Origin of the sequence: Streptomyces sp. NPDC052225, from assembly GCF_040679615.1 — a bacterium.
GTDB lineage: Bacteria > Actinomycetota > Actinomycetes > Streptomycetales > Streptomycetaceae > Streptomyces.
Genome location: NZ_JBFAVD010000002.1, coordinates 25,655 through 38,416, shown reverse-complemented (window position 1 = coordinate 38,416; position 12,762 = coordinate 25,655). Strand labels below are relative to the sequence as shown.

Annotated in this window: 9 protein-coding genes and 2 pseudogenes; 6 read left to right on the top strand and 5 right to left on the bottom strand. The window is 69.5% G+C overall.

Going from position 1 to position 12,762, the window contains the following annotated elements; all coding sequences use genetic code 11:
• Positions 1 to 133 precede the first annotated feature (133 nt).
• On the top strand, positions 134 to 631 hold the full coding sequence (locus tag AB0L37_RS03260) for a hypothetical protein (RefSeq protein ID WP_365499299.1): 498 nt from the start codon (positions 134 to 136) through the stop codon (positions 629 to 631).
• A 656-nt stretch (positions 632 to 1,287) separates the two neighbouring features.
• Here the strand turns inward: AB0L37_RS03260 and AB0L37_RS03255 are convergent.
• Positions 1,288 to 2,410 (bottom strand): annotated as a pseudogene (locus AB0L37_RS03255) (IS630 family transposase).
• Positions 2,411 to 2,881: 471 nt separating this feature from the next.
• Here AB0L37_RS03255 and AB0L37_RS03250 point away from each other — a divergent pair.
• On the top strand, positions 2,882 to 4,096 hold the full coding sequence (locus AB0L37_RS03250) for an SMI1/KNR4 family protein (protein ID WP_365499296.1): 1,215 nt from the start codon (positions 2,882 to 2,884) through the stop codon (positions 4,094 to 4,096).
• Between the two features lie 468 nt (positions 4,097 to 4,564).
• Here AB0L37_RS03250 and AB0L37_RS03245 read toward each other — a convergent pair whose 3' ends face one another.
• Complete coding sequence (locus AB0L37_RS03245; protein ID WP_365499293.1) at positions 4,565 to 5,476, bottom strand: AraC family transcriptional regulator; 912 nt, start codon at positions 5,474 to 5,476, stop codon at positions 4,565 to 4,567.
• Positions 5,477 to 5,581: 105 nt separating this feature from the next.
• Here AB0L37_RS03245 and AB0L37_RS03240 point away from each other — a divergent pair, with 105 nt between their 5' ends.
• From AB0L37_RS03240 to AB0L37_RS03230, 3 genes are all read left to right on the top strand, one after another.
• Positions 5,582 to 6,478: an MBL fold metallo-hydrolase gene (locus AB0L37_RS03240; RefSeq protein WP_365499290.1), complete on the top strand. Its 897-nt coding sequence runs from the start codon at positions 5,582 to 5,584 to the stop codon at positions 6,476 to 6,478.
• 802 nt (positions 6,479 to 7,280) lie between these two features.
• Complete coding sequence (locus AB0L37_RS03235; protein WP_365499287.1) at positions 7,281 to 7,727, top strand: VOC family protein; 447 nt, start codon at positions 7,281 to 7,283, stop codon at positions 7,725 to 7,727.
• A gap of 166 nt (positions 7,728 to 7,893) precedes the next feature.
• Positions 7,894 to 8,373, top strand: a complete 480-nt coding sequence (locus tag AB0L37_RS03230) for an SLATT domain-containing protein (RefSeq protein WP_365499284.1) — start codon at positions 7,894 to 7,896, stop codon at positions 8,371 to 8,373.
• Between the two features lie 769 nt (positions 8,374 to 9,142).
• On the opposite strand, the gene AB0L37_RS03225 is transcribed toward AB0L37_RS03230, so the two are convergent.
• On the bottom strand, positions 9,143 to 9,490 hold the full coding sequence (locus AB0L37_RS03225; RefSeq protein ID WP_365499281.1) for a hypothetical protein: 348 nt from the start codon (positions 9,488 to 9,490) through the stop codon (positions 9,143 to 9,145).
• A gap of 268 nt (positions 9,491 to 9,758) precedes the next feature.
• Between AB0L37_RS03225 and AB0L37_RS03220 the strand changes: the two genes are divergently transcribed.
• Positions 9,759 to 10,856, top strand: a complete 1,098-nt coding sequence (locus AB0L37_RS03220) for a barstar family protein (protein ID WP_365499278.1) — start codon at positions 9,759 to 9,761, stop codon at positions 10,854 to 10,856.
• A 144-nt stretch (positions 10,857 to 11,000) separates the two neighbouring features.
• Here the strand turns inward: AB0L37_RS03220 and AB0L37_RS03215 are convergent.
• Both AB0L37_RS03215 and AB0L37_RS03210 read right to left on the bottom strand, forming a co-directional pair.
• A pseudogene (locus AB0L37_RS03215) lies at positions 11,001 to 11,287 on the bottom strand (hypothetical protein); the annotation flags it as partial.
• A 121-nt stretch (positions 11,288 to 11,408) separates the two neighbouring features.
• Positions 11,409 to 12,743, bottom strand: coding sequence for a glycoside hydrolase family 125 protein (locus AB0L37_RS03210; RefSeq protein WP_365499275.1), 1,335 nt, complete (start codon positions 12,741 to 12,743; stop codon positions 11,409 to 11,411).
• Positions 12,744 to 12,762 lie beyond the last annotated feature (19 nt).

Below are 12,762 nucleotides of genomic sequence, written 5' to 3'. Positions count from 1 at the left end.
GCCGTCTCCCGCCCTGCCAACCAGCGTCTTCCCAGGTCACCACCCCAGACAGAAAGCACACCCCAAATCTGTTAGCGCTGACCCGACGGGGATGCGAGGCTGCCGTCCCACGGCACCGATGGAGAAGGCCCAGATGACGCACGAAGAGGCGCTCAAGCACCTCAGCCACCTTGCGCACGAGAGGGCATTCGGCAGGCATGTCGGATCCGACCGCCTCATCCAGGCCGGGGTGGATGCCCTGATTGCCGGCGTTGAGAGCCCTTCACTCGCCATGCTGGCGGGACTTTTTCGTAGCGAGGAGCCCGAAGCACCCGAGCTCTTTGATCAGGTGCTGGAGGAGCTCGGGCTGGCCTTTCACCCTCCGGCCGATCCCTGGGCCGCGAAGTGGGCGATGGCCTACTGGGTCGCCGGCCAGATCGCGGATGGGTCTCTCGATCCGGCCACCGGGACACACCTCATCTGGGCAGACATCGCTTACGACCTTGGATATCCGGAAGACCTGGAATCCCTCGTTCACTGCGCACACAATCTGGACGGCTGGGACGAGAACTGGGGCGTCTCGCTCGAAGAGCTCAACCGGGAAGCAGTCGAGGCTGCCAACCAGTTCCTGAGTAAACGCTCCGAGCACTGACCCAAGAGCACCACTTCAAAGGATCCGCACCCCCCGGAGTTCGGACGGGCAGCGGGGAGGGAGGTGGCGTGCTGGAAGGCATGGAACACCGTGCAGTTTCACCAGAGTTCGCCCAGCTAGTGCTCTGACCGGGAAGGTTCGCCGGGTTCGCGGGTGGGTGGGTGGCGAGTGAGGACTTTCGATGACGGAGTTTCGCCCCATACGATCTTGAGTCCAGACCATGGATATCGGAGGTCGACGATGGAAGAGCCGCGAATACGCCTCGGCAACGATGACGTGTGGCTGGATCTGGCTCGGACCCGTGCGGACAGCTGGCAGATCACCGCAGATTGGTCCTCTTGGCTGACAGCTGACTTCACCGCGGATCTCAGCGCTGCGGAGGTCGTGGACTTCGTGGCCCGCATGCTCTCTCACTTGCGCGCGCCGTCCAGTGGACGCTTCTCGGCGGCGGTGACTCCCGGTCGGAACAATCCGATGACGTTGAAGGCGGAACCAGTCGGGGACGGTTTCGCCTTTTTCGTGCGTCTGACTCCCAACGGCGACGACGACGTGTGCCACTTGCAGATGGAGATCGATCCGATCGCCACGTTGGAGCTCCGTGAGAGGTTCAGTGCGCTGCACGCGGCGCTGGTGGTCTGGCCCTCGGAGCGTTTTGGTCAGGCTGCCGTCGTGAGCGGGCGCCCGCCCCAGCGGATGCCCTTCTCGCTTCGTATATGCGAGCGCGTTCCTTGCGTTCGGCGGCCAGGACGTCGCAGTGGCGGGCGTTGGCGTTGCGCCAGCGCAAGTAGGCGTGCAGGGCCCGGGTCTGCACGGGGTGGTTGGGGTGGTGGGAATTGGCCATGGTGAACTGCCTCAGCGGTCCGAAGTGTGCCTCGATCGGGTTCGCCCATGAGGCGTAGGTCGGGGTGAAGCACAACTCGACCCTGTGTTTCTTCGCCCAGCGGCGGATGTCGGCGCCTTTGTGGGCGGACAGGTTGTCCAGGATGATGTAGATCGGTGCGCCGTCCGGCCGGGCGGCCTGAATCGACTTCAGCGCGGCCAGCGTGTTCGCGGCACCTTTCTCGCGGCGGTTGGCGCCCGACAGGCGGTCGTCGCCAACCGAGTAGCAGCCGTGGAAGTAGCGCACCCCGTGGGTGCGGTGGTAGGTGGCCGGCATCCGGTCGGGATGTTTTCGTTCGGCCCAGCCGGAGCCTGCGGTGGGCCGGATTCCGAGCGGTCCGACTCATCGAAGGCGAAGGCCCGGTCGGGGAAGCGGTCCAGGACCTCCTCGATCCCGTCCAGCTTCGCTTCACGGTCCGGATCTAGGGATTCCTTCCATGTCTTGGTGCGCTGGAAGGTGACACCGCGGTGGGCGAGCAGGCTGCGTAACGCCTCGCGGCCAAAGCGGATCACCCGGCCGTGGACTTTCCGCAGGTAGGCGACGAGTTTGCGCAGGGACCAGCGGGTGAAGGGCTGGCCGAACTCGGTGGGGCGAGTAGTGGCAGTCGGGATGACGAAGTCCTCGTCGTCAGTGCTGAGCAGGCGGGGACGGCCTCCCGCCCGCCGAGGGTCCAAGCAGGCCAGGCCCCCTTCGTTGAAGCGGTGGATGACATCGCGGACGCTGTCCTCGTCGGCCTGCACCAGCTGGGCAATCACCGGCACCCGGTTCCCGCCGGCCGAGGCCAGCAGCATCATCGCCCGCCGGTAACGCATCGAACTCGTGCTGCCCCGGCGCGCGATCTGCTGCAGCCGCTGCCTCTCTTGGTCAGTCAGTCTGCGCACACGGACAGGCTGAGCCACCGCGCCTCCAGCGGTCGGAACGGACGTCACCGCCTATCCAACTGCCACGACGGCCAACCCGGCGAACCAATGCGGTCAGACACCAGCCGATGCCCACTGGATCGACACCCCACCGCTGGGTATGTCCGACGCACGGGTGCTGTGTGGAGGCGATCGCGATGACGTGCGAGCCGTCTCCCTCACGCGAATCCGAGCCTTGATGCTCGGCCTGGCAGGAGCCTTGATCGTGATCGGTTTTGCTTCGGCTCTGGTGTAGTTCATGTACGTGCGGTGGTAATCGGCCTCGCCTGGCGACAGGTGCGGCAACTGAAGGACACGGTGGCCCGGCCGCTCACGCGTGCTGTGGCACCGCCCGTGAGCCGAGCGATTCAACCCGAGGACGGCCGAAACGCCAGTCAGGGGGCGGGTCAGCGCCACGAGCGGAGCCAGGTCCCCGTCTGAATGTCGGTGGGGGGTGTCATCCTCGGCTCCATGGATCACTCTGCCCGGATCACCGCATTCACAGGCCTCGTCGGACCGCCGCCCGGCCCGGTAACCGCCGTCGACTGGCCGGCGGTCGAGGGCTGGCTCGGCACCCCGCTGCCCGGTGACTACAAGGCGCTCGTCTCGACGTACGGTGCGGCCGAGATAGGCGGCCCGGATGCGGCGATCCGGCTGCACCCCCCGTGCGTCAGTACCGACGGCCGCTTCGAGTACGCCGCATGGATCGTCGAGACGCACCGGCACTCGGCGATCCGGCCCACCATGTTCACCGCGGATCGGCGCCCCTTCCTGCCCGAGGAGGGCGGCCTGCTCGCCTTCGCCACGACGAGCAGCGGCGACCACCTCTTCTGGAACACGGGCGCGTCGGACGACCCCGACGAGTGGCCCGTCACGCTCATGACCACGAATGTGGCAGTCGGGGTGAGCGAGCCCTGGGTGGACTACGAAGTGCCGTTCCTGGAGCTGCTGTTCACGCTGCTGCGCACGGGCGTGGCACACCCGGGCGAGCCCGACGGGCTGCTGGGCCCGCTGTCCTCACAGATACGGGCCTGGCCGCCGCTGGCCGGGGCCGCACCCTGGTCGCCACCGCCTGCGGGCACCGCCGTGGACGCGCGGCAGCACGCGGCGCTCACCGAGGGCTCGGGCCTCGACGCCGTCGTGGCGCTGGTTCCATCGCCCCTGGAGCCGTATCTGGGCGACGGCACATGGGAGCAGGTCTTCGAGCGGCTCGGAACCCGGCTGCCGCCGGACTTCGTGGCGCTCGCGGAGCGGTATGGGGCGGGCAACTGGAGCTGGTGGCTGGACATGAGCGCCCCACTGTCCCTGGACCGGCCACGGCAGCAGGGGCTCGCGGCGACCGTCGAGGGCATGCTTGACGGATACCGCCAACTGCGCGCCGCCCATCCCCAGTACTACCCGATGCCCGCGTGGCCGGAGCCCGGCGGCTTCCTGCCGTTCGCGTCGACGATCGACGGGGATCAGATCGGCTGGTGCGCGGACGGCCCGCCCGAGACATGGCGCGTAGCCGTCAACCCACGCCACTCGGACCAAGGACCGCCCCTGCCAGGCGACTTCACGGCGACCCTGCTCACGTGGTTGCGCGGAGGCCCCGCCGAATCCGGCTTCCCCGGTCTGACCGGCCGGGACCTGCAACCGCTGGACGTCATGTTCTTCGAACCGTTCGGGCCGGGTGCGCCGTGGTGAAGGCCCCTTGTGACGACGGGCTGGGGCCTCATGGCCGAGGACCTCGGGGTCAACACCGAGTCCTTGGCCACGCGGGCACGTGCGGCGCAGGCCGGTGCCGTGGGGGCGGGCGATGAGCCGTTGACGTCGGCCGAGTACGAGGAGCTGAAGCGAATGCGCAAACAGGTTCGCGAGCTGGAGTTGGAGAAGGAGATCCTGAAGCAGGCGGCCCGGCATTTTGCGAAGGAGATGAGTCGACGAGCAGCCGCTGGCGGTTCGTCTCCGCCCAGCACCGGGAGTACGGCATACGGATCGATGCCCGGCTGGACGCCACCCCCACAGCACCAACCCGCACGTCCCGCTTCGCGTTCGCGTCCCCGCCCTTCGCCGGACAACAGCGGAATTCGACTTCGCCGACAGGGGCCTTCAACGAGCGGGCCATTTCGCGTCCGCTTCCGCACCAGACCCCAGGCGTAGGGAGACCGGTGTTCAGGCAGTGGCCACGGCCGTAAGGCCCGCCCGGTACCGCCCGGGAGTCACCCCGAACTCCCTGAGGAACGCGTGTGACAGCGCGTACGGCGAGCCGTAGCCGACCTGCCTGGCCACCGATTCCAGGGGCGCGTCCGCTGTGCGCAGGAGGGTCGCCGCGCGAGTCATCCGCCACCACGTCAGGTACGTCATCGGAGGCCGGCCCACCAGGAGTGCGAAACGCCGGTTCAGCGTGGCGCGTGAGACGCCCGTGCGGGTCGCCAGTCGCTCGGCGGTCCAGGGTTCGGCCGGGTCGGAGTGGAGCAGGCGCAGCGCCTCGGTGACGACCGGGTCGGCGAGGGCGGCGGGCCAGCGGGCGGGGGCCGGGGCCTGGGCGGTCCAGGCCCGGATCATGTAGACGAGGAGGAGGTCGAGGAGGCTCGGTACGGCCGCACAGGAGCCGGGCCCCGGGGCCCCCGCCTCGCGGGACAACAGGCTGATGGCGGAGCGGAGTTCGGGAGTCCGCGGGTCGTCGTGCGGCAGGTGGACGACGTCGGGAAGCTCGGCGAGGAGCGGATGCGTGCGGCTGTGGTCGAGGCGGTACTTGCCGCAGAGGAGCTCCACCGTGCCGGGCCCGGTCGGCGCCGGCGGGAACCCCTGGACCGCGGCGAAGGGGACGGCGCGGGCCGGATCGGTGGGGGCGTCCGCCAGCACATGGCCCGCACCGTGCGGAAGCAGCACCGCGTCGCCGGGGCGCAGGGCGAGGGCGGTTCCGGCGTCGGTCCGCAGCCAGCAGGCGCCGGTGAGGGCCACGTGGAAGCCCGCGCCCTCGTACGGGGCCAGGCGCACGCACCAACGTGCGCCCACCCGGAGCTTGTTGGCCTCGGGGCGGCCCGTCCGTACGGCGGCTATCGCGTCGCTGACCACGTCCATGGGGAGAGCGTAGAGGCAGGTGACGAGAAGGATGAGCCGATCGCGTATCGGATTGAGCCCGTCGAGCATCGATGCGCTCGCCGTGCCGTTCGTAGCGTGGCCGGCATGAATATCGACAGCGACAGCATCACGCTCGGCGACATCGAAATCATCAAGGTCGAGGAGGTGCGCGGGCCGTTCGGGGCACCCGGCGATCTGTTCCCCGGGATCGAGGACGCCTGGCGTGCGGGCGAGGAGTGGCTCGCGCCCGACTTCCAGGACCCGGGCAGCGGCGCGGTGCTCGCCGCCGTGCAGGCGTGGGTGCTGCGCAGTGCCGGCCGGGTCGTCGTGGTCGACCCAGGGGTGGGCAACGGCCGTGCACGTCCCGGCACCCCGCACTTCTCCGGCCTGGACACCGACTTCCTGGGACGGCTCGCGCGGGCGGGGGTGCGTCCCGAGGACGTGGACCTCGTCGTCAACACGCATGTGCACGGAGACCATGTGGGCTGGAACACCCGTGAGGAGAACGGGGGATGGGTGCCCACCTTCCCGAACGCGACGTATCTCGTACCGCGCGCCGACCACGACTTCTACGGGCCTCACGGCGCCGCACGCACCCCGCACGACAACCACGCTCTCCTCTTCGCGGACAGCATCGCGCCGGTGGTCGAGTCGGGGCAGGCCGTGCTGTGGGAGGGGGACTCGTACCGCATCGACGCGAGCCTTGTCCTGGAGCCCGCGCCCGGGCACACCCCGGGCTCGTCCGTGCTGCGGCTCGCCTCCGGCGCGGACCGGGCCGTCTTCGTCGGGGATCTGCTGCACAGTCCGGCGCAGTTCCTCGCGCCGACGTGCAGCAGCGCGATGTGCGTGGACCGGGCGGAGTCGGCGGCGAGCCGGGTGCGGGTGCTGCAACGGGCGGCTGACGAGAGGGAGTTGGTGATTCCCGCGCACTTTCCCGGTCCCGGTGCGGCGGAGATCCGCAGGGACGGGGACCGGTTCGCGGTCAGCCGGTGGAGGGCGTGAGCGCGGCGCCGAACTGCACACGGCGCCCGTGCCCCCAGACCGCCCGGCACCCCTCTTCGACGCCGCAGGCCTGACGCAGTGGGTCGTTTAGGCGGTTGTGCCAACGTTCGCGTCACACCGGCCCCGGGCAGCGGCGGCCTGTCGGTGGAGCCTTTACGAGGCGTCGGTTGGCGGTGATCCGGTCCGGTACGGAACGGGCCAACCGTTCTCACGGGCGGCAGGCAGGCTTGGGCAGGGCACGTCACTATTCGGAGCGCGTTCGTGATACAAACGACGCGCTTGTCCGGCGAGAGTCCGGGCCCCGGCCGGTGTCGCCGCGGGCGTGGGGGAGTGCCCGGGCCGGCCGGGGGTGGACGCCGGGGCAGTGCGTCCAAGCAGGTCGAACGCGGCCTGCGGGCCGTGGTCACGGCGGGCGCCCGCCTCGCCTTCGAGGCCGGGACAGCCGGGCCTTGCTGCTCACAGACGTACGAACACCACTCGATCGCGGTTCCGTTCGGCGGCTGCACCGAACTCTCGAACGTCAAAGCCGGCCGTCGCGCCTGCCCGAAGCGCTTTCAACGCGCTGGCTGCGGCCTCAGCCCGCGGGCGGACCGCGAACGAGCGGACACACCGGGCCGTTGGCGGACCTGGCAGGCCTCATGGCGCTGCGCAGGGATCTGAAACGTGCTCTTGAGCCGAGCCCCGCACGAAGTGAGAGCGACCACGTCGGTGCCTGACGTTGTGGGGCCCTGCCTTGTCATAGGAGTAGGGACCCATACGGATCCCGACTTCGCTTGTTCCGGATCCCGGGAAGGCACCGACCATGACGTTCACGTCCCACACTTTCCACCTCACTGTGCGCGGAGCGGATGAGGCATCGCGCTGGTATCACACGGCGTTCGAGGCCAAGGAGCTCAGCAGGCTGGTGGTCCCCGACGGCCGACTGATCCACGTCGAGGTCCGCATCGGGACCGTCTCGCTTCTGCTGGCCGACGAGTTCCCCGAGCTGAAGTCCTTCGGCCCGCAGCACTTCGGTGGCACCTACGGCGCTGTCTACCTGGATGTCGATGATGCCGATGCCGCCTGGCAGCGGGCCGTCGACGCCGGCGCCACCGTGATCCGCCCGCTGGCCGATGCGTTCTGGGGAGAGCGGGAGGGGCAGTTGCTGGACCCGTTCGGTCATCGGTGGGGGCTGACGCAGCATCTCCGTGACGTGTCGCACGCCGATCTCCAGGAGCTCACTACCGAGGCGTTCTCGGAACGCGGCTGACGGTTGACACGAACACTCTGGGGTCTGATCAGGGTTGAGGCAGCCCCTGAATAGGATCACCCGCATGACTCAGGGGTCCGGAACGGAGCAACAGGCCGTAAGGCAGCAGAGGTTCACTGGCATGCGCCCGACGCAACCGCCGCCGACCGGAGCCGATGCTCTTGAGGTGACCAGCCACTACCTGGAGCATTTCAGGAGGGAGTACACGCGTACCCGTGAGTTGATGAAGATGAAGGCGCGGCGGACCACGGTGGGCATAGCCGCGCTGAACGCGGTCATCGCGGTGCTGGGCGTGGCGGTCGCGGCCTGGCGGGCCTACGCTCCCTGGCTCGGGTTGGCCAGCACCGCGGTAGCAGGCGTGATCGGCGTCATCACGGCGTGGAGCGGTCTCATGCGTCATCACGATCTGTGGCAGCAGAGGAGCCTGATCCTCGCGGAACTCCAGCGCATCATCAGGAACGTCGAGCACCGCGAAGCAGCGGGCGACGATCGGCAGGTCATCGCGCAAGAGGCGATGGAGTTGCTGGACGTGACGCTCAGCCAAGATGCCAGTCAGTGGGGCAGCCTGACCCGCACCCCACTGGGTGCCCAACCATCGACGGTCACGACGGTCCCGACGGCGCCCGGTGACCGCTCCCAGGAGTAGAGAGGATCCGCCGCGGGAGCGGATGCGAAGCAAGCCCCCGCGAGAGTCCGGGGCGCGCATGAGGCGCTGTCCGGCGAGCCCGCAAGGTCGCCTTGGGCCGCCGGTGGTGCACATGTTGTTCCGGCGCCGCCCCATGTCCTGCAGGGGGTTGGGGACTTGGCAAAGGCTCAGGCCGGGCCCGGTGCTTTGGAGCGCAGCCGACGGAGAGTGAGGAAAGCCTGGGCCGGGGCGACGACCCGAACACACAGAGCGGGCCCGCGGATCGAGGTGATCCTGCAGCAACTTTCGGAGTATCTGGCGCCCTTGCTTTTCAAGTAGTTGCTCCACAGCGTCATGAGCCATGCCGCGTGCCGGGTTGAAGGCCAGGGTCGGGGACGAGGCTTTCGAAGGCATCGCCGGAGACGGCATACCTACCAGGCCTGGATAAACCGTTGTTGGGCTCGATCCGGGGCTATTCTCCGGCGCTTATTCGCTTCAGCACTCCCCGGATACCCCTGGTCTTCGCAGTGTTGGCCTCCAGCGCGAGCCGCGGCACGGTCTGCTTGGCCTGCGACGGGCCTGCCGCGCGACGTCGCCTGCGACGGATTCCCCCCCGGGGGCCTCCTCCAGCCGGACACAGACAACTGCGCAGGGTCGGGCTGAGTTGGTCTGCTCGCTGTCGGGGTCGCGCCCTCACGAGCCCACCGCGCTACGTCTTCCCAGCTCAGCTATCTGAGAGCAGCACCCCGTCAGGCGGGCGCGGACCTGGCCCGGCTATGTGAGCAGTCGGCTACAGTCCGAGCCATCCGTACAGGCGCGGGTGCGAGGTCTCCGCCCCACACGGTTCGTGGTCGCCCGCCTCGGCCGCGGCACCGGGGATTGATGCAGCGTCAGTGCTCGCTTCAGGACTGGGTGCTGGGCCTTCGAGCGGCACGTGCTGGTCCTGGTACTGGAAGCCGCCCTTGGCATCGGCAGGATCGTAGGTGGACCCGTACGGGTCTGAGGACAGGGTCAGACCTTCATCGGGGCAGTCGCCGCTCACGGGCTGTACCGCCCACCAGGCGAAAAGGCACAGGCCCGCGACGGTGCCGAAGATGGCGAACCAGCGGCGCGGGGTCGATATGAGGGGCGAGGTCACCCAGGGATCGTACGGATCAGTATGACGCCCGCCGACGGGCACCCCGCGTCCTGTAGCCCTTCGAGTAGATGCGTCCCATCGGCGGGTCGATGCTGCCCCCACTGACAAGTGCAGGCGGGGAAGCTCCATTGGGGGCGGGCCCGGATCGGTTTGGGCCCTCTCCTCTGCGGAGATCTGCTGTCGCACCCCGTGGCCTCGAGCCTGCCGCTACCTGCCCAGGACGATCCCGCTCCCTGGCCTCCCCGTCGACGCACAACGTGGTCGGGGCATGATCTCCGTTGTGCACGGGGACGAGAAGGCGCGCGGGAGCGCGTCGTACGCGCTGACCGAGACGGAGCATGGCTATGTCTGGGGCGTCTGCGCCGCGGTGGAGGGGCTGTTCGGAGCAAGCCGGCGCGGGACGTACGAGTTGTTCGGCTGGGTTCCGGAGGGAGCCGGTGTCTCCGGCTGGCTCGGCAGCAGAGTGTGGCTGGTGCCGGAAGATGAGGAATGCGATGCGTGGCTGCTGGAGGACGCGGAGAGTCCGGGGCGGCCCGTCGGGACGGACAGCCGGGTGCTCACCGGCCTGGACGACTACGAAGGCCCGCCTGAGGGGTACAGGGGGCGCGTTCGCGTGCACGACGGATACCGCTGGCTGGGCTCCTGCCGGGAGTTCACCCGCATCATGTCGCCCGAGCAAGTGCCTGCGCCCCTTGTCCTGCGAGGCCTCGCGCCGAGTGACCGGCTGAGGACAGCACTGGCGAAGGGCACCCGGCGGGCCCTGGAGCTGGAGGAGGCCGCGCTGGAGATACGCGACGGCCAAGGAGACCTGCTCACCGATCGGCTGCTGTGGGCCACGATCACTGCCTGGCGCCCGTCCTCTTGCGGGGCGGACCTGATCGACCTTGAGCTCGACCCGGGCCGCTTCACGCCGGTTCCCGAGTACGCCCGGTCGGTCTGGGAGCGATGGTTCGCCGGTCCGCCGGCCGCCGTGAACGACTGGGCCGGCCTCGACACCCGCCGCCGTGGAGCCTGGCATGACCTTGTGCGCGAGCGGGGCTGTCGGCGAGCCCACCGTGACCGGCCGGCCGGTCACGCCTACGAACTCGACGGCCAATACGTCGCCGACGAACCATCCCTCTACCTGGCGCTCGGCGAGGCGGTCAACGGCCCAGGCGGCTACTTCGGCGGCTGCCTCGCCGCCCTGGACGACTGCCTGCGCGGCGCCTTCGGCTTCACCGCCCCCGCCACCTTGCTCTGGCGAGACGCAGCGACCGCGCGCGAGCGCCTGTCCCAGGCCCTGACACCGGACGGCCGGCCCTACAACTTGTTCACCGCAGTCCTTGAAACCCTGGCCGAGGGCGGCATGGACGTCACCTTGGCATGATCCGCTGCCCGATCCCTGTGCCGCTCTCTCTGCGCAAGAAGTCCGGTCGGCGAACCGTGCCAACTGGAGCGCTCAGCGCGACTACACCTGAAATGGCTTGGCCCCAAGGCCGATTGCCGGCCCCGAGTACCCACCACCAGGGGGGGCGATGATCCGTGCCTCGTGGTTGGTCGACAGCAGCTCGCCCGGATCGCGCAGCAGACCGATGCCCGTCTGCGCGATCACCGTTGGCTCGGCCACCAGTGCCACCCTTCGGGGCCAGCCGGAGAAGGGCGTGATCGCCGGTGCCGCGACGAGCAGCCGGCCCAGGTGGGTAGGGGCGGCGCGGACACATCGACGACGGACGCGACGGCGATCCACGCGATGGGGACGTCGATCAGGGCCTGGCTCGCCGGCACCGGCGGAGGGAGTCCGCCGTGACCTTGGGACATGGCTCCTCTCCACACCGCCGCTGTCATGTCGGCAGCGGCAGACACGGGTGTGGTGGCGACTGCGCGGCAGGCGCTGGCACCTGCTCGCAGGCCGTGGGCGGGGCTGGAGTGAGCCGCGCCTTCACGCCCGTGGATGCGGCGCCGTGCCCGGCGTGGTGGCGGGGGACCACAGGGAACGGGTGCCGAGGCCGACCACGTCCAGGGCCAGTTCCGCGTACATCGCGTTGGCCCAGGAGAACCAGGGACGGGTGAAACGGTGCGGGTCGTCGCGGTGGAAGGACTCGTGCATGGCGCCGGTGCCCGCGTCCGTGTCGATCAAAGTGCGCAGCGCTGCCAGGCGGGTCGCGGCGTCGTTGGCCGTCAGTCCTTGGACGGCGATGGCGATCGGCCAGATGTAGCCCTCGGGGGTGTGCGGGCTGCCCACGCCACAGGCCGCGGTTCCCTCGTACCACGTGGGGTTGGCGGGGGAGAGGACGAACGCGCGCGTCGCCAGATAGCGCGGGTCGTCGGGGGAGACGTTCGCGGTCAGCGGCAGGGACAGCAGGCTCGGCATGTTCGCGTCGTCCGTCAGGAGGGCGTTGCCGAGTCCGTCGACCTCGTAGGCGTAGATCGTGCCGAACCGCGGGTGCTCGACCGTTCCGTGGCGTGCGACCGCCGCGCGCAGTTCCGCCTCCAAGCGCGTTGCCTCATCGGCGAGTTCCGTGTCACCGAGGTGGCGTGCCATCCGGGCCACGGCGTCGAGGGCAGCGGCGGCGCACAGGTTGGCGGGGACGTTGTACCCGTAGGTGCAGGCGTCGTCGCTCGGCCGGAATCCGCTCCAGGTCATGCCGGTGCGGGCCACCGGAGTGCCGCGGCCCCCGTGCGGCAGCGTGTCGGTGGCCGGGCCGCCGGTCCGCTCGAAGCGGTAGGCGGAGAGGCGTTCGTGGTCCTGCTCGGTGCGCCACACCGTCAGTACGGTGCGGGCGGTGCGGACCGCCTCCGCAAGGTGGTCGGTCCGGCCGGCGGCCCGCCAGAACCGGTCGGCGAGGAGCAGCGGGAACGCGAGGGAGTCGACCTCGTACTTCTCCTCCCACACCCATGGGTCGTCGCACAGGTCGTCGGTGTCGTGCGCCCGGCCCGACGGTTCGGCGTTGAAGGCGTTGGCGTACGGGTCCTGTTGGATCTGCTGGAACTGGCGTGTCAGCACGGCGGCCACCAGGTCCTGCAAGGCGGTGTCGTCCCGCAGCAGCGCCAGGTAGGGCATCATCTGCGTCGTCGAGTCGCGCAGCCACATGGCGGGAATGTCGCCGGTCACGACGAAGGCGGAGCCGTCGGGCATCGTACGGATGGTGCGGGCGAGCGTGTCGTCCAGGCAGCGTACGAGCAACTGGGCGTAGCGGGGCTCGTCCAGGGCGTCGAGGCGCCGTATCGCCTCTTGGACGACCGGGTGGTCCTTGACGCTGGTGGGGAACGGCATGGTCTGCCTCCTCCGTCGG

What these genes read in the sequence shown, in the direction of transcription:
- AB0L37_RS03260 (WP_365499299.1), top strand. Translation starts at nt 134, where the DNA reads ATGACGCACGAAGAGGCGCTCAAGCACCTCAGCCACCTTGCGCACGAG.
- AB0L37_RS03250 (WP_365499296.1), top strand. Translation starts at nt 2,882, where the DNA reads ATGGATCACTCTGCCCGGATCACCGCATTCACAGGCCTCGTCGGACCG.
- AB0L37_RS03245 (WP_365499293.1), bottom strand. Translation starts at nt 5,476, where the DNA reads ATGGACGTGGTCAGCGACGCGATAGCCGCCGTACGGACGGGCCGCCCC.
- AB0L37_RS03240 (WP_365499290.1), top strand. Translation starts at nt 5,582, where the DNA reads ATGAATATCGACAGCGACAGCATCACGCTCGGCGACATCGAAATCATC.
- AB0L37_RS03235 (WP_365499287.1), top strand. Translation starts at nt 7,281, where the DNA reads ATGACGTTCACGTCCCACACTTTCCACCTCACTGTGCGCGGAGCGGAT.
- AB0L37_RS03220 (WP_365499278.1), top strand. Translation starts at nt 9,759, where the DNA reads ATGATCTCCGTTGTGCACGGGGACGAGAAGGCGCGCGGGAGCGCGTCG.
- AB0L37_RS03210 (WP_365499275.1), bottom strand. Translation starts at nt 12,743, where the DNA reads ATGCCGTTCCCCACCAGCGTCAAGGACCACCCGGTCGTCCAAGAGGCG.